Here is a 17,213-nt window from a genome sequence, read left to right on the forward strand (position 1 = left end):
AGTTTTTGATGTAAAGCAAATGCGTAAAGATGTAAAACAAGTATATGAAGATATGGCTAACTATGTACTTTCGATGTCAAAAGCGGTAAACAGTGATCAGTTTAATCAATCATTGGATGTGATCAATGCCGTAAGATCGTACTATGATAATTTATTGGCCAAAAGAAAGCCCGCCAAAAAAGGGGAAAAACAAGAAGAAATTCCGCCAATGGAATAGTTGCAACATCATTAGTAACACAAAAAAGCCCCGATTTCTCGGGGCTTTTGTAATTTAATTTGGAAACGGATTAGACCATTTAGCATCAGTATAGACATTGGTTCCCGATAAAGTTCTAATGAAAGCAATAACAGCATTTACTTCGGGTGCTGTTAGATTTAGCTTTTGCCCAAAACCATTAGGGCGTAATCGTGGGTCGAGATTGGTGTTTCCAGGAGCCAAATTAATCGTTCCATAATGTCCAATAGCGGCTTGCAAAGTAGTAATGACACCAGTATGCATCATCGGTCCGTTTACTGTTCCGTCTGTTTTTACTAAATCTCTCAACGATGGAGCACGAGTATTGGTAATATCAATACTAGTTCCGTTTATAACTCCAATAATGCCATTGTTACCAGAGTTGGGTGCAATATCAAATTCGGGGGCAGCATGACAACCGGCACATCCTAATCCGCCAGCAGTTCTATTGCCCGTAGCATCAAATTGTGGAGGTGTCAAGAAAAGATTTTTTCCTTGGTTTTCCTGTGCGGTATAATTGGGAAAAGGTTGGTTATCATTGGCAACTTGCGCTCTTCCGGCATCATATTTACTATCGAATGACTGAATACTACGAACAAACTGGGCTAAAGCCAATTGAATTCTATTTTCGGTGACTTCTTCATCACCATAAACAAATTTAAAAAGCTCTTTGTAATAATCAATAGCACTCAATTTTGTGATTAAACCGCTAAAAGGCTCGTCGCCATTGGTACCACTAAAACCCATTTCGCCATGATCTTTGATAGGCATGGTGGTTTGTGTTTCCAAGTTAATGGCGCGTTCGTTCCAAAAGAATTTGGTTTCATTGGCAAATCGTGAATTGATTAATCGCATGGAATGTCTACCGGTTGTGCCATTTACGCCAGTACTGGCAATGTTTGTATCGCTGAAAGCATGGGTTTGTTGGTGGCAACTCGAACAGGATATGGTAGTATTGGAAGATAGGTTTTTATCATAAAACAATATTCTTCCTAATGTAGCGCCTTTATCAGTAATGGAATTTCCAGCGGTATTGTCTTTGGTAATGTAGGCAGGAATAGTTTGATTGGCATAATTGGCCAAATTGTCCAAATCGATGTTGGTGCCAAAAGTTGCTTTTACATTAGCATAAGGGTCAACATAGTTATCGGAACTGTTGCTACTGCATGAACATAGCGATGCTACAGCTAAAAAAGAAATCCATTTTGAATACATATCGTTATTTTTTAATAATAATTTTGACTGTTTTATCGTTTTTACCGTCAGTAACTTTTATGAAATAAATGCCGTTATAAACAGTGGTTAAATCCAATACGCAAAGTGTGCTTCCTTGTAAAATTTTATCTGATTTTACTATTTGTCCCAATTCATTAATCAAAAACACATTCATATCGTTTGCTGCGCTATCCGTTTGGATGGCTACAAATTCTTGTGCCGGATTGGGAGCAATGGATACTTTATACTTAAAATCACCAAATGAATTGGTTGCCAAAGTAGTCGTTCCCGAAGGAACCGAAGTTACGGTCGTCACGGTTATGTTGCCATAAAATGTAGGGCCAACGGCATAAGGATAGGCCGAATTGTGATTGGCATCAACCGTAGTAAAATAGCAGTAAATACCATTTGGATATTCGGGCGTAACACAAAAACGTCCGTTATGACTGTCCAAATACGTTGGGTCACTAGGATGCGCCACATATTCATAATCTTCTCTGAAGTAGCCATTAAAATAAGTCGCATTCACCGCAGGACCATTGGTTCTTGTGGTATTGGTGCGCAGTTGATAGCTCGATTTCATTCGGGCAATGGCTCCAGTTCCGTTAGTATTGGTATAGGCATAAGCACCATAAATAGGGAAACCGTCATAGGCAAAACCCAATAAAGGCGAATGTTGCGAAGGATTAATGACATACAATCCATCGGCTGGATAGGTATCACACACATTTGACAATACAGTTAAATCCAAATTAAACGCACTCGGATTTTGATGATGGTGGTAATTTCCCATGGCAGGATGTGCTTTGGCACAATCAAAACCAGGACGTTCAGCAGGCACTGCATCTCTATTCCATGCTTGAGTTGCCGCTGGACCACCAGCGCAAGGAGGATTTCCTGGACCGCCACACAATGCGTTTGTGGTTGTACTCCAAGCTACGCCATCGCGGTAATCAAATAGTGCCACACCATTTTTAAAAACCCCAATATTTCCTCCAGTAGTTGCTACTGTCCCTGAACCTTGCACTGGATTTAGAGGAATTCTGAAAATCTTATTTTGAGCTGTGGCTAAGGAAGGATTTCCATCCTGAAAAGGACCTGTGATATAGGCCGGAATTCCTGTGGCAGATACATAAGAATAGGTTGTATTGTATTGCACGGTTTGCACATTGGCTAGAACGGCATCGTTAATAGGCGTTGGATTTCCCGCTACATAATGACGACCCGTAATGCCGGAGGTATTGATTAACCAAGAAGTTATCGCTGGATTGGTTTGTGCAAAAACAGCACAGTTGGCTGTTACAATCAATAGTAATGTTAGTTTTCTCATGCTTATAGTTTTTATTAGTACATACTTTGTTTTTCGCCTCTAAAAAATATTCTACATCCAAAGGACTCTGTGTCGGTTTCAGAAACGGGTTTGTTATTTAGTAATTCTTCCACGGCATTGGCCAGGAATGGTTTCGCATTATTGGCATCGCCAGCATTATCATCAATAGCACCTTTATATTTTATAGTGTATTGGCCTGTTTTGTTTTTCCAAATCACAAAAGCTTGTGGAGTGTGAGTGGCTTTAAATTGTTTGGCTACCACTTGCAATTTGTCTTGTAAATAAGGAAAAGTAAGTTTGTCTTTTTTTGCTTTTTTTTGCATTAAATCAAACGATTCTTCCGCATAAGCTAAGGTATCCATAGAGTTTATGGCTAATAAATACACCCCTTTTGATTTGTATTTGTCATTTAACTTATTTAATCTATCGGAATAGAATTTAGCCATAGGACATTTATTGCAGGTAAAAACAATCATAAAACCCTTAGCATTTTTATAACTAGAAAGCGAAACCGCTTTGTTATCTACATTTTTTAAACTGAAATTTTTTATCAATGTTTCCTTAGTATAGTCAATAGAAGTAAAGCTCAACAAAGTGATTGTTAAGAACAAGAACAGACTAGGTAAACATCCTGATTTCTTCATTGCTTATTTCTTGATAAATTTTTTCGCCGTTAAAGATTTTGTCTTTTTATCCATCATTTGAATTACATAAACGCCCGAAGATAAACTGCTAATATCAATACCGTTTTGCCACTGTGGCTGAGGCAACATCATAACCACTCTGCCAGTAACGGTAACTATCGTAACATAATACACTTCTGTATTACTATCGCTAAGGTTAAGGTATAATTTATCATTTGCCGGATTAGGAAATACATTAAAATCGGTTGATGGATTGACATCATCGTTGCCCAAAGCAGTGGTTACAATAAATTGTCCCATCATACCACCATCTTCATGTCCAGCAAAGTGACAATGATACATATAAGGATGATTAACATCAGAATCGGCAAAGTCATCAAATTTCCCTATAAAAGTAACCGATTCATTTCGTGGCAAATAAAAAGTATCTTTCCAGCCACTTTCATGGGTTCCTACTTGAGTAGTAACGCCATTTCTGGCCACAATTTTAAATTCTATATCATGTAAATGAAAGGAATGCCCAAAGATATTGTTATTGGTTACAGTCCATTTTTCAGTGTCATTCAAATTAACCGTTTTATTAATCGTGGTTAATGAAAAAGGAGTATTGTCAAATGTAAAAGGTGTAGGACCTTGTCCACCAGTTACAGCTAATGTTCTAGTCACGTTTACTGGAGTAGTAGCCGTCCAATACGTATTATTTTCTAATGTGGCTGGCACTGATGTTATGGGGTTTGCTGTAGTTGCAGCCACATTAATGTGCAAAACAGTAAAATCAATATTGTTTAACAAACTTCCAAATTGCCCAGTTGTGTTAGGTTCACCACCAGGAAATCCAAGAGTTTGTCCTGAATTATAAGCTTTTAAATCAAGAGAAGAACCTACAGTGTCATTGCCTAAATTCACCATGATTTCAATTCTTTCTCCTACCATAAGTTTAACTCTAGTAACAGCTACTGGAGCGTTTAAAAGTCCACCATCATTAGCAATGATATAAAAAGTTCTATTGTCACTAAATCCTAAATTGTAACCTCTTTCGATTTCAGCATTAAGAATTCTAAGTCTCACATATTGTTTTGGTAAACTAATTTGAGCATTGGGAGTTCCATTGGTTAACATATAATCGCCATACACACGATTAGAAGTTGGTGGCGCTTCAAATTGATTGGCTGTGGTATAACTTCGGCTCGTTAAAGCTAACACTATATCATCAACACCATAAGTTCTTGGTAATGCTAAAGCAGATTCTATTGGGTCTTTGACGATAATAAAACCACCAACACCTTTCGTCATTTGAGCGTGTGTAGTTTCGTGTAAATGCGGATGATACCACAAAGTAGCCGCTTGATTTTTTACCGTCCAATACGGTTGCCAAAGTGTTCCCGCAGGAATTACTTGATGCGGTCCACCATCCATAACGGCTGGTAAATGCATCCCATGCCAATGCACTGTAGTTGATTCGTTCAAATTATTAGTCACGTTCAAATGCACTTCATCTCCTTTATTGATGAATAGGGTTGGCCCCCAAAAGGTTTCATTGTTAATCGATCCAGTAACAGTAAGATTTCCTGTTCGTAATTGTTTGGTTGACTCGTGAATATTCAAATTGAAAGTAGTTCCATACAATGCTTCTGGTACGCTCATCGTGTTGTATTGAGCTTGAACAAAAAGCGTTATGGCGAAAAATAATAGGGTAAAAATTGATTTTTTCATAGGTAATAGTTGGTTATGATTTCTTAGACGCAACATTTATTTTATTCTTGCGCAGTTTTTTTATTTATTCTTTCGGAAAGCTAAATCGTTGATCAAATAGAAACTCTTTATCGGTTAACGTTTGAAGAAAAACTACCAAATCTACTCTGTCATTATCCGATAAGTTCATAGGTTTAGCCAACACTGCGGGTAAATTTTTATCATGACCTAATGAATTGTAATGTTTTACTACTTCGGTTAACGTTTTAAATCTACCATCGTGCATGTAGGGAAAAGTAAATTGAATGTTTCTTAATGTTGGAATTCTAAATCGCATTGCATCTTCGTTTTTAGTGCTGATTTTAATTCTTCCCAAATCGTTTAATGTTGAATCAATAGCCAATCCATTTTTTTCAAATTTATCATCGCTAAAGAGAGGCTCTTTGTGGCAAGAAGCACAATTGGTTTTAAACAAATCATAACCGTGTTGCTCTTGTTCGGTAAAAGTTGCTTCTTTTCGCATTACTTTATCATACTTGGCATTGGATGATTTTAACATAACTGTAAATTGGGCAAGAGCTTTTAAAAGGCGTTGGCTGGTCACTTTGTCATCGCCAAAAGCTTTAGAAAACAAGGTTCTATATTTTGAACTCTTTTGCAATTTGGCTACTACATTTTCTAGCTTTTCATCCATTTCTGTTGGATTGGTAATAGGATTTATCGCTTGTACTTCCAAATTATTTACACCGCCATCCCACATGAAACTTTTATTCCAAGCCAAGTTGATTAATGCCATCGAATTGCGTGTGCCCATTTTCCCATCAATGCCATGACTGAGTTGGTGATCGACATGAGTAAAACCTGTTTGTTGCAAATGACAACTGGAACAGGAAATAGTACTGTCTCTTGAAATTATTGGATCGTAAAACAAATGCCTGCCAAGTTGAAAACCTTCTTCGGTTATTGGGTTTTTCTTGAAATCATAATTGGGTTGAGGCCAACCTTTGGGAACTTCAAAATATAAAGGTGTAGTGAATGTATCAGAAAAAGACAAAATCCCAATCATTAAAATCCCAAATCCCAATAAGTAGGCATAGTTTTTCATTCAAGATAAAACATTTTGGCACTGATATCGGCTAATTCCATAGCTATTTTTCCTGGTATCATAACCGAATTTGTTTTGGCTAAATTGATTTCGGCAAAAAATATGGAAGCATCAATTCCGATGTTGATATGTTTAGTAGCACTTTGATTGACTGTAAACACCTTTTTTCTAATGGCATAATACGGTTGAAGATAACCACCAATATGGAACTGAAATTCGTTTTTTCTAGTATTACAACTTGGACTATTGCCTTCTATCTTCATGTTGATATACCCACTTTGCCAAGCCCAATACATCCCTTTTGTTGGGTCTAAATCACCACTCAAAGCACCAGCTGTACTAGTCAAACTATCAATTCCTATATTGAAAATCACTCTGGCAATTTGCTTGTCATTCTTTTTGGTGAGCGGAATTTGAAAGGAATTTGGATTTTCTAAGTCAATAAGGTGATAACTATTCTTTTGTTTGAAAACGGTTTTATCCGAATACTGAATTTCAATGTTGGAGATATAGCACTTAAAAGTAGTAAGTGTAACTGTATCCTTCTTAGTGGTAATAAATTTTTTATTCAGCTCTAAAGGAAATTTATCAAAATTGACTTTAAAGTTTAAACGCAATGTATCATTACTTTGAGCATAAAACTGAAAAGTAAATAATACTAATAATGCTAACCAATTTTTTTTAGTCATGTCTTGGTCTTGGCGGTTTGTTACGAGAAAATAGTTTGCCTAACTCTTCGGTCAAATCATTAAAATATTCTTGTTGCTCTGGTTTACATAGCTTTTTGATGTCTTCAAAATGTTTGAAATGGGTTTCTTCAATTTGTTTTTGACTTCTAGCCAAAAGCGTAATCAAACTATCTTTGGTTTTTACGTTGACTTCTGGTTGCATCAATTCAGAGTATAGTTTTTCTTTAGCTTCGTGGATAGTATCTTCAAGTTGTCTAATTTCTCCACGATGCCATTGAATTAGATTTTCATATTCCTTTTGCTGATGGGCATCCAAATGTAATTTTTCGATGATAATTTCTTTGGGTTCTGGTCTTCCTTCTAGTCTGTCATGTGGTGATTTAGGTCCTTTTGGACCACTAACAAATAAAAATCCCAATGTTGCCAAATTGAGTAATAACAATCCAATAATGGTAATTGTTAACAGTTTTGTTTTTTCCATAACTATTGATAAAGCTGATTGCTTTGATTTAAAGTGTTTTCAAAATAAACCGTCGTAGTGATTTTCTCTTCTTTTGATTTGGATTTCAAAAGAGTAATATTTAACAACACCAATACAGCAATAGAAGCCGCAACCAACCAAACGGTTTTTGGGGCTACTTTATTTTGTTTTTTTATTTTTTGTTGAATTTTAGAAAACAAATCATCACTTGGGATAACTGTTGTCATTCCGTTGGTGCTGTTTAAAATGTTTTCTATCCAATTTTCTTGTTCCATACTTGCTTAGACGAAGGTTACTTTTATTTCTTGCGGTAGTGATTAAATTTTTCTGCTAATTTATCTTTCAAAGCACTTTTTGCCCTAAAGACTAAGGATTCTACAGATGAAATACTGAGTTGCATTATCTCACTTATTTCAGGATTTGACAAACCATCGAGTTTGGAAAGGAGGAAAGCTGTTTTCTGATTTTCGGTTAAAGTATTGATGACATTAAACAGTATTGCGGCTTCTTCTTTGTGTTCCATCAATATTCCTGGATGTTCAAAAGTAGAAGTGTTTAGGTATTCCTGTTCGTTTTGACTTTTTTTTCCAAATATAAATACTCGTTTTTGGCTATTCTTATGTTTCAAATAATCCAAGCATTGATTGATGGTAATTCTATAAATCCAAGTTTTATGAGATGATTTTTGATTGAAGTTCTCCAGAGAATTATAAACTTTAACAAAAACGTCTTGTGTAACTTCCTCAGCATCTTCTGTATTTTGTAAATAATTGAGCGCCACATTGAACACGAGCACATGAAACTCGCGATATAATTTTTCAAAATGGTTTTGGTTATCCATCATCTTTGGGCTACAATACTGCTCTTTGAATTGCAATAGTACTAAAGGTTTAAATATAAATGTAATTTTTTACTAAGTATAAATTATTCTATATTTGACCTTTCATTAAAACAACAAACCTAACTTTTATACAAATGAAATTATTAGAAGGAAAAGTAGCCATTATTACTGGTGCCAGTAGAGGAATTGGAAGTGGCATTGCCAAAGTTTTTGCACAACACGGAGCTAATGTTGCCTTTACTTACAGTTCGTCAGCCGAGTCTGCATTAGTATTAGAAAATGAATTGAATGCTTTAGGAATTAAAGCCAAAGGTTATAAATCAAACGCAGCCGATTTCAATGAAGCACAAAAACTAGTAGATGATGTTATGGCTGAATTTGGAAATGTAGATGTCTTAATCAACAATGCCGGAATTACCAAAGACAACCTTTTGATGCGTATGTCGGAAGAAGATTTTGATAAAGTTATCGAAATCAACTTGAAGTCGGTTTTCAATATGACTAAAGCGGTTCAGAAAATCATGTTGAAAAACCGTAAAGGTTCTATCGTGAATATGAGTTCGGTAGTAGGAGTGAAGGGTAATGCGGGTCAGGCAAATTATGCTGCGTCTAAAGCGGGTATGATAGGGTTTACCAAATCGGTTGCGCTAGAATTAGGTTCTAGAAACATTCGTTGCAATGCCATTGCGCCAGGATTTATTGAAACTGAAATGACAGGAAAATTGAATGAAGATGTAGTACAAGGTTGGAGAGATTCTATTCCGTTGAAACGTGGTGGAACTCCAGAAGATGTTGCTAATGCCTGTTTATTCTTTGCTTCAGACATGAGTGGGTATGTATCCGGACAAGTATTAAATGTTTGTGGAGGAATGTTAACTTAAATGTTTTTGGTTTGTAGTTTATAGTTTCATAGTTTTGAACTATCTAACCACAAACTATAAACCACAAACTCAAAACTATGAACACATCAACAATCTTGTTATTACTTGTATCAATACTAATTGCTGCTGGAGTTTCATTTTATCAATACTTATATAAAGTCAAAAGCAGGTCAAAATTCACTTTGCTTTTGGCTTTTTTGCGTTTCTTCAGTGTGTTTGGGTTGTTACTTTTATTAATCAACCCGATTATTACTAGAAAAAACATTGAAACCATTAAAACACCATTACCGATTGTTATTGATAATTCTGCTTCGATGGCAGATTTAAAAGCGGACAAATCAGCCACAGAATTGTTTAATAAACTGAAAGAGAATAGCGCATTAGCCGATAAGTTTGAACTACAAACCTATCAGTTTGATGCCGATTTTTTACCTTCGGACACTATCGATTTCAAAGGAAAGCAATCCAATATTGATGTGGTGGCCAAAAATCTAAAGAACATCTATAAGAACCAAACGTTTCCAACAGTTTTAATTACCGATGGTAACCAAACTTCGGGTGAAGATTATGTTTTTGGTTTTAATCCTTTAAACAAAGTATATCCAATGGTAGTAGGCGATACGACAACTTATTTGGATATTAAAATTACACAACTTAACGTTAATAAATACGCTTTCCACAAAAATAAGTTTCCTGTAGAAGTATTCTTGAATTATGCAGGAACAAAAGCTATCAATGCCTCTTTTAAAATTACTCAAGGAAACACAGTAGTAAACGAACAAACAGTAGCTTTTTCTCCTGATAAAAAATCGGCGACGCTCAATGTTTTACTACCTGCGGATAGAGTAGGGCTACAAATATTTAGAGCTACCATTTCGTCAAAAGCGCAAGAAAAAAATACCTACAACAATACTAAGAATTTTGCTGTAGAAGTCATTGATCAAAAAACAGAAGTCGCTTTAGTCGCTGCAACTTCTCATCCTGATTTAGGTGCTATTAAGCGCAGTATAGAAACTAATGTACAAAGAAAAGTAACCATAGTTAAACCTAATGATATCAATTCATTAACAGATTATAATGTTTTGATATTATACCAACCAACAGTCGAGTTTAAAGCTGTCTTTGAACAAAATGCAAATGCCAAAATCAACACTTGGATTATTACTGGAAATGACACTGATTTTAACTTCTTAAATCAAAATCAGAACCTATTTACTTTCAAGATGAGCGGACAGAAAGAGGATTATTTGGCTTCGTTTGACAGTCAGTTTAATCTTTTTGCTTTAGACAATATTGGATTTGAACAATTTCCACCACTAGAAAATCCTTTTGGAACAATTACAGCTAAAGGTAATGTTAATACTTTATTATCTTCTACCATTCGCAATATAGCGGTTAATCAACCACTATTTACCTTTACCGAAAACCAAGGTATCCGTTCTGCTTTTTTGTTTGGAGAAAATATATGGAAATGGCGTGCTGAAAATTATGTAAACAAAAAAGACTTTGTCGATTTTGATATTTTCCTAGATAAAACCATTCAATACCTGGCGTCAAACAACGCACGAAAGTCATTAGTAGTGAACCACGAACGTTTTTACAATTCGGGAGAAGGCATTGAAATTACAGCACAGTATTTCAATAAGAACTACGAATTAGACGAGAAAGCGCGGTTAACTATTGCTGTGACCAATACCAAGACAAAACAAGTTAAAAACTACGATTTACTAAGAACTACCAATGCTTTTCAAGTAAATCTTGACGGATTGGCAGCAGGAAATTATAAGTTTACGGTAAAAGAATTAAACTCTAATTCTTCTTATAGCAGTGGTTTTGAAGTACTAGATTTTGATATTGAAAAACAATTTGTCAATCCCGATTGGAATAAGTTAAATCAATTGGCTTCTCAAACGCAGGGTAGGGCCTATCTTCCTAATCAAATTGACGCTTTGATTAAACAACTTGTAGAAGATGAAAGTTACAAAGCCGTTCAAAAAACCATAGTTACCAAATCGCCTTTGGTGGATTGGGTTTGGCTATTAGTACTGTTAGCTCTTTCACTTGCAGCAGAATGGTTTATTAGAAAGTATAACGGATTGTTATAAGATAGATTAATTAGTGTAGCGCTTGAACGTTAACTTTTTCAATGTTTATTGTGTGTAGTTCTATATGTTTTTCGTGAGCTTTGGTGTGATATTCACTTATGATTTCCAAAATATCATAATCAATAAAATCACAATCACTACCATCAATTGTCAATAAGCTATATTCTGGGATTTCATCCAATACCTTTCGTAAATTTACTTTATTCAAAAACGTAACATTTGCATTAAGTTTAACGCAGAATATGTCGATACCATTTTCTACTGTCTTTGTTACTTTATATTCAACTTTAAAATTATTTTGAATAATAAAGTAAATTGAAAGTAACAAACCAATACAAACTCCAATCAATAAATCGGTTAAAAGGATAATAATAATAGTGAGTATAAAAGGCAGAAACTGTTTTAATCCCAAACTCCACATATTATAATATAGCTTAGGTTTAGTTAAGTTGTAACCGGTAATTAAGAGAATAGCTGCTAACGAAGCATAAGGTATTTTATTCAACAAAAAAGGAATTAGTAAAACAGCCAATAATAGAAAAAGACCATGTGTAAATGCTGAAAGTTTAGTTTTGGCACCAGCATCCACATTTGCTGAACCTCTAACTACAACCGCTGTCATAGGAATTGCACCTACAAGCCCCGAAATTAGATTACCAACACCTTGTGCAACCAATTCCCTGTTGACAGGTGTTATTCTATTCCGTTTATCCAATTTATCGATTGCTTCTATACAAAGTAACGTTTCTAAAGTAGCAAGAAGCCCAAATACAATACCATCTTTCCAAACTTGCGGAGTTGTAAATAGTTTTGAAAAATTAGGGAATGTTAAGTTTGTAAAAATATCAGAAGGAATAGTTACTAACTGTTTCTTATCCAACGAAAGGGAAACCATAAAGTTTTCGAAAAAAAGATTTAGTAATATTCCGGCTGCTACTACTATAAGTGGTACAGGAATATGGTTCCATTTTTTTGCAAATGAATGTTTGAAAAACAAGATAATAAATAATGAAACTAGAGAAATAATAATTGCTCCAATAGTAATATGTTGCTTTAAATCATGAAAATGATTGAGTAAATTATCCGATGAAAACAAATTTAAAATACCACTTGTCCAAAAATCAGGCTGGTTATATCCAAGAGCAAGCGGAATTTGTTTAGAGATAAGAATAATTCCAATTGCTGCCAACATTCCTTTAATAACAGCAGAAGGAAAATAATTTGCAAATACTCCAAGTTTTAGTATGCCAAGCATGATTTGAAAAAAACCAGCAACAATAACTGCCAAAAGAAAAATACTATAATCACCAAATGAAAGTAAAGATGCTGCAACTACAGTAGTTAATCCAGCCGATGGTCCAGATACCGCTAGAGGAGAACCACTAAGAGGAGCCACAATTAGTCCACCAATAATTCCAGACAGTAATCCAGCAGCTAATGGTGCTCCAGATGCTAAAGCTATTCCAAGACAAAGTGGTAATGCTATAAGAAAAAGCGAAAGTCCTGCAGGCAAATCGTGTTTAATCCATATTATTCGGTAATATTTTAAAGCTCGTTTCATTTATAATAAATAGATTTTCATTGGTCAAACTTTAAACGTTATTCTTTTAAGAATAATTTGCTGTCGAAGATAATAATTTAATATTGCAATCAGTAAAATCTATAATTTACTTAAAACTTCTTATGCTTTTCAAATTAATCTTCACGGATTAGCTACAGAATGGTTTATCCTAAAGTATAACTGGTTACTTTAACTGTTTATTGGTGCTAAACATCTTTTCTAAAATAATAACTATAACAATCCCAATGATGTAAGCTAGAATATCTTCCCAAGCAAAGGAAGTTCCGAGTACCGTTTTAGCAATCTCATTATTTTGCAAATGGAGCTTTTCTACTAGTAAGAAATACTGTAAAGTCTCAATACTAAAGGCAAATAATAAAACCCAAATTACCACTTTAGATTTTGACATATTCAAAAAGGATTTAACAAAACAATAGAGTAAAATTACCACTAAAACATCGCCGAAATAGGGTCTGATAAAATTATCGTGCACGAATAAAGCTATGCCAACTTCAATGAAAAAAAGTAAAATGGTTAGTAAAAAATAGTTGCTGTTGAACCGGAACATAAATTATAAATCTGAAGTTTTTCTCTTTATAGCAAAAAACTGTAACCGAAGATAATCATAAAATAACGCTACCAATAATACTGCTGAAGCAATAAACAAAGTTCGGATTCCTATTGATGCATAAGCAAATCCACCCAAAACACATCCTATAAAGAAGAACGTGATAATTGAAAATCTAAGAAAGATATTGTTTTTCAACTTCTTTTGCTGTTCGGGTTTTTTATAAAAAAAGAGTTGGGATAATTCTATGCCCAAGTCGGTGAACAATCCAGTAAGATGTGTTGTTCTCACTGTAGATTGAGATACTTTAGTCACTAGTGAATTTTGCATCCCCATGGCAAAAAGCAACAGAAATGCTTCTATTTTACCATTCATAGAATAGATAGTAGCGGTATTGAAAAACAAACCGATACTTGTAAGGATAACAATTTCTATAGCTATTGGTAGCACATGCGATAATCTCGAATTCCGTTGCGAAACAATTTCTACAACAGTATTTGCCACAAAAGAACCCAACAAAAAGCAAAGTGTAAATAGTAAAAAGGTAATAGCCGTGGTGTAATCCTTTTTCATGAACTCTTCGGCGAAGTAGGCAAAATGTCCTGTAACATTGGTGGTTAAGGTATGTAGTGCCAAAACACCTGTGATATTTACTATTCCTGCCACCAATGACAAAAGGGTAGCAAGTCGCAGATTGTGTAAAAAGGTTCGTGCTTTGCCGTGGTGTCTAAACATTTTTTAAAGGTAAATAAAAATGTAAAAAGACTATGGAAATGCTATTCTTTTCTAAAAATAAACTTTTGTCCACCTTGATTCAATTCCAATACTTTATCAGTGAGATTAAAAATTATTTTAATTCCGGCTGTGGCAAATTCAAAAGTGTCTTTTTCCGTTGCAGTAAGTGGAAAAGTACTTTGTCCTGTAGCTTGTGCATAAAGTTTATCTTCCTGACCTGTAATAGTTAGCGTCATGACCAATTGATCACTAGTATATTTTCCAAGATACTTCTTTACATCTTCAGCTTTTACTTCATACTTAGTAAAAGTAGGCATTACAAAAGGTTTACCATAATAAGCGCTCAAGGCAGCAATCATAATATCATTATTTTGATAAACACCACCATTGGATGTTAAGGCAATGGATAGTTTGTTATCAGGCATATAGGCAAGTACCGAACTAAATCCATCTATTCCGCCTGTATGTCCATATCCTTTCATGTCATAAAAAGGCATTTGAAACATTCCCATTCCCATATTGTCTTCCAATGTTTTCATTTGTTCTAAACTCTTAGCAGATACAATTTTCCCAGCAAAAAGAGCTTCTATAAATATGTTTAAGTCTATTGGATTGGAAACTATTCCTCCAGCACCCATTGGGATAGACGTATCAGTTTCGGTTGATTTTTCCCAATGCTCTACAAAATTATACGAATAACATTCATTGAACTTTAAGTTTATTTTACCTCCAAAATACGTGTTTTTTAATCCTAAAGGAGTAACGATTTTAGTTTTCAAAAGTTCAGCAAATGGTTTCTTGTATATCTTTTCAAGAATATAGCTCAAGAGTACATAATTGGAGTTGCTGTATTCCATTTTGCTATTAGGTTCAAAGTCACTTTTACTTTTTGAGATAATAATAACCATTTCTGCCTGATTTTTTGGCAAAGTATTATACGACATATAACTATTATCATTGGTGAAGTTGTGAATGCCACTTCGGTGGTTGAGCATATTGCCAATAGTTATTTTCTTAGCATTGGGAACACTGGGAAAGTAAGCATCCAATGTTTGGTTTAAGGTTAACTTTTTTTCTTCAATAGCTTTAAAAATTAGAGATGCCGTAAACATTTTGGATATTGACCCAATACGGTATTTTGTATTACTATCCGATTTTTTCCCAAATTCCAAATCATCCTTTCCAATAGAACGTGAGTATAATAACTTTCCATTTTCAGAAATAGCAATACTTCCCATGAATTTATCATTGGTTTGCAACAGATAAAATAGAGTATCCAATTTGGTAGTATCTAATTTTTGAGCAAACGAAACAGTAACAAACAGCGAAAAGAAAAAGGATAAAAGACTATTTTTCAACATGGCAAAGCATTATTTAGTTATGGTATAAAAGTACTGTAAAGTTTGTAATCTCTAAAATGTTTTTTTGGTTTAGCGCAATGTAAAATAATAGAACAAAATCCAAACTACAATAAAAAATACTCTAGGATACAGTTTAAGTCATAAAAAGCACCCACAATATAGTGAGCAAAGGTCCAAGTAGCCCAAAGATAATACCTATTAACCTAAAGTCTTTTTGTTCTAGAAAACCTGTATTAAAAACTATAGAGTTTGAAGGACTTGATGCCAATAACATCAAAGCGGAAGAGGAGGAAAGTGCCACAATTAATCCCGTTTCTATTTTTAATGAAGGTAGTATAGCCATGCATATTGGCACCATTAAAGTAGTAGCAGTAGAGTTAGTCATAACATTGGCCAATACCATGGCTAAAAAACCAAAAATACAAAGCAATAAAATGCTATTTAAATCTAAGGTTATTAGAATATCGGCATAATGTCTTAAAATACCTGTATGATCAAGTGCTAATCCTAGTGATAAACCTCCGGCAACTAACAATAGTGTATCCCATCCCATAGTTTGAACATCTTTTCCGTTAAGAACTCCAGTTACTGTAAGTATAACAAGCGGAACAGCACAAACCGCTGGGGCTTTTATTCCATGGAACGAAGTAGTAAGCCACAATCCAATGGTAAGCAATATTACTCCAATAACAATGTTCCGTTGCAATGTTGCCTCCTTTGAAACATCGATTTCTAATTTATCCAAAAAAGCAATATCTATAGGTGTAGTGTCTTTGATATATACTTTAATTAAAGCATAACAACATACAATAGTAACAATAATAGCAATGGGCAATCCATATACCATCCAACCTAAAAAGTCTATAGTAATTCCAGCATTAGATAATGCTCCAACAGCAATAGCATTGGCAGGTGTACCTACAATAGTTGCCATACCACCACAAGTAGCAGCCAATGGAATGCCCAATAACAATGCTTTAGCAACTCCCGAATTCTTTTCAAGTGTATTCAATAAAGGCATCAGCGCCGCCAATACCATAGTAGTTGTAGCGGTATTTGATAAAAGCATAGAGGCAATCATTGTAGTACCCATAATTCCTATCAATAATCGTCTAGGATTGGTTCCAGCTACATTTAGTGTAAACTTGAATAGTGCTTCGTCTAATTTTGTTTTAGACATCGCTTTTGCCAAAAAGAAACCACCCAATAAAAGCCAAATGATTCCATCTGAAAAAGTATGAACATAATGGTCTATTTTTTCAGGTGCCGAATTAAAATTTTTATTACCAAGTGTAAACACAAGATACGAGATAATAAAAAGACTAACTGCAAATGCTGGTATGGCTTCGGTTGCCCATAACCCAATAGCAAAAAACAATAAGAAGATTACATAAACTTGCGAGTCATTAAAATTGGGTTCCTTTAACAACCATGTAATGCTTAAGGCCACTACAAATGAAATAAGGAACATATAAACATGTTTAAAACGTTCCCAGTTTAGAAGGGATTTTGTTTTTTCCATAATTAATGGTTTTTTAATAACACTAATTCATCTTTAAAGTTTTGCTGTAATTGTATAGTAAAGGTATAAATTTAAGTGATATCAAATGCTGCTATGTACTTCAAAATTTATCTGTTAACTTTTTATAACTAGAATTCAATCTCTTCTTAGCATTGCCTTTAGGACAAAAGTTAATTATACAACTCAAGTGTTTAATTCTGTAACACTAGTTCGGGATACTGCACTTAATTTTGTCTCTAACAATTTAA

17 protein-coding genes are annotated in these 17,213 nt (G+C 34.5%); 3 read left to right on the forward strand and 14 right to left on the reverse strand.

What is annotated here, in order from left to right:
* Window positions 1-217, forward strand: a 217-nt coding sequence (locus ACSVH2_RS12320) for a hypothetical protein (RefSeq protein ID WP_438093478.1), incomplete at its 5' end; no start/stop codon positions are given.
* A gap of 54 nt (window positions 218-271) precedes the next feature.
* Here ACSVH2_RS12320 and ACSVH2_RS12325 read toward each other — a convergent pair.
* From ACSVH2_RS12325 to ACSVH2_RS12365, 9 genes are all read right to left on the reverse strand, one after another.
* The gene (locus ACSVH2_RS12325; RefSeq protein ID WP_438093479.1) at window positions 272-1,450 is read right to left on the reverse strand and encodes a cytochrome-c peroxidase; all 1,179 of its coding nucleotides are present in this window, start codon (window positions 1,448-1,450) and stop codon (window positions 272-274) included.
* Between the two features lie 4 nt (window positions 1,451-1,454).
* A complete protein-coding gene (locus ACSVH2_RS12330; protein ID WP_438093480.1) occupies window positions 1,455-2,780 on the reverse strand; it encodes a YHYH protein in 1,326 nt (441 codons plus the stop codon).
* A 14-nt stretch (window positions 2,781-2,794) separates the two neighbouring features.
* A complete protein-coding gene (locus tag ACSVH2_RS12335; protein WP_438093481.1) occupies window positions 2,795-3,424 on the reverse strand; it encodes a thioredoxin family protein in 630 nt (209 codons plus the stop codon).
* A 3-nt stretch (window positions 3,425-3,427) separates the two neighbouring features.
* Window positions 3,428-5,137 (reverse strand): multicopper oxidase domain-containing protein, encoded by a 1,710-nt coding sequence (locus tag ACSVH2_RS12340; RefSeq protein ID WP_438093482.1) that lies wholly within the window; start codon window positions 5,135-5,137, stop codon window positions 3,428-3,430.
* A 64-nt stretch (window positions 5,138-5,201) separates the two neighbouring features.
* On the reverse strand, window positions 5,202-6,221 hold the full coding sequence (locus ACSVH2_RS12345; RefSeq protein ID WP_438093483.1) for a cytochrome-c peroxidase: 1,020 nt from the start codon (window positions 6,219-6,221) through the stop codon (window positions 5,202-5,204).
* Complete coding sequence (locus ACSVH2_RS12350) at window positions 6,218-6,910, reverse strand: MbnP family protein (RefSeq protein ID WP_438093484.1); 693 nt, start codon at window positions 6,908-6,910, stop codon at window positions 6,218-6,220. The genes ACSVH2_RS12345 and ACSVH2_RS12350 overlap by 4 nt, the downstream gene beginning before the upstream one ends.
* Entirely contained in the window at window positions 6,903-7,391 is a 489-nt protein-coding gene (locus ACSVH2_RS12355) for a Spy/CpxP family protein refolding chaperone (RefSeq protein ID WP_438093485.1), read from the reverse strand. The genes ACSVH2_RS12350 and ACSVH2_RS12355 overlap by 8 nt, the downstream gene beginning before the upstream one ends.
* Window positions 7,392-7,393: 2 nt before the next feature.
* Window positions 7,394-7,666 (reverse strand): hypothetical protein, encoded by a 273-nt coding sequence (locus tag ACSVH2_RS12360; protein WP_438093486.1) that lies wholly within the window; start codon window positions 7,664-7,666, stop codon window positions 7,394-7,396.
* Between the two features lie 23 nt (window positions 7,667-7,689).
* Entirely contained in the window at window positions 7,690-8,235 is a 546-nt protein-coding gene (locus tag ACSVH2_RS12365; RefSeq protein WP_438093487.1) for an RNA polymerase sigma factor, read from the reverse strand.
* A gap of 131 nt (window positions 8,236-8,366) precedes the next feature.
* Between ACSVH2_RS12365 and fabG the strand changes: the two genes are divergently transcribed.
* Entirely contained in the window at window positions 8,367-9,113 is a 747-nt protein-coding gene (fabG, locus tag ACSVH2_RS12370; protein WP_438093488.1) for a 3-oxoacyl-[acyl-carrier-protein] reductase, read from the forward strand.
* A gap of 77 nt (window positions 9,114-9,190) precedes the next feature.
* Complete coding sequence (locus ACSVH2_RS12375; RefSeq protein ID WP_438093489.1) at window positions 9,191-11,218, forward strand: hypothetical protein; 2,028 nt, start codon at window positions 9,191-9,193, stop codon at window positions 11,216-11,218.
* Window positions 11,219-11,228: 10 nt separating this feature from the next.
* On the opposite strand, the gene ACSVH2_RS12380 is transcribed toward ACSVH2_RS12375, so the two are convergent.
* From ACSVH2_RS12380 to ACSVH2_RS12400, 5 genes are all read right to left on the reverse strand, one after another.
* Entirely contained in the window at window positions 11,229-12,779 is a 1,551-nt protein-coding gene (locus tag ACSVH2_RS12380; RefSeq protein ID WP_438093490.1) for a SulP family inorganic anion transporter, read from the reverse strand.
* A gap of 184 nt (window positions 12,780-12,963) precedes the next feature.
* Window positions 12,964-13,347 carry a DUF2809 domain-containing protein gene (locus ACSVH2_RS12385; RefSeq protein ID WP_438093491.1) on the reverse strand — a complete coding sequence of 128 codons (384 nt, stop codon included), beginning with the start codon at window positions 13,345-13,347 and terminating at the stop codon, window positions 12,964-12,966.
* Window positions 13,348-13,350: 3 nt separating this feature from the next.
* The gene (locus ACSVH2_RS12390) at window positions 13,351-14,082 is read right to left on the reverse strand and encodes a YoaK family protein (RefSeq protein WP_438093492.1); all 732 of its coding nucleotides are present in this window, start codon (window positions 14,080-14,082) and stop codon (window positions 13,351-13,353) included.
* A gap of 41 nt (window positions 14,083-14,123) precedes the next feature.
* Window positions 14,124-15,443 carry a serine hydrolase domain-containing protein gene (locus tag ACSVH2_RS12395; RefSeq protein WP_438093493.1) on the reverse strand — a complete coding sequence of 440 codons (1,320 nt, stop codon included), beginning with the start codon at window positions 15,441-15,443 and terminating at the stop codon, window positions 14,124-14,126.
* 133 nt (window positions 15,444-15,576) lie between these two features.
* A complete protein-coding gene (locus tag ACSVH2_RS12400) occupies window positions 15,577-16,965 on the reverse strand; it encodes an SLC13 family permease (RefSeq protein ID WP_438093494.1) in 1,389 nt (462 codons plus the stop codon).
* Window positions 16,966-17,213 lie beyond the last annotated feature (248 nt).

Source organism: Flavobacterium sp. RSB2_4_14 (assembly GCF_051547085.1).
Classification (GTDB): Bacteria; Bacteroidota; Bacteroidia; order Flavobacteriales; family Flavobacteriaceae; genus Flavobacterium.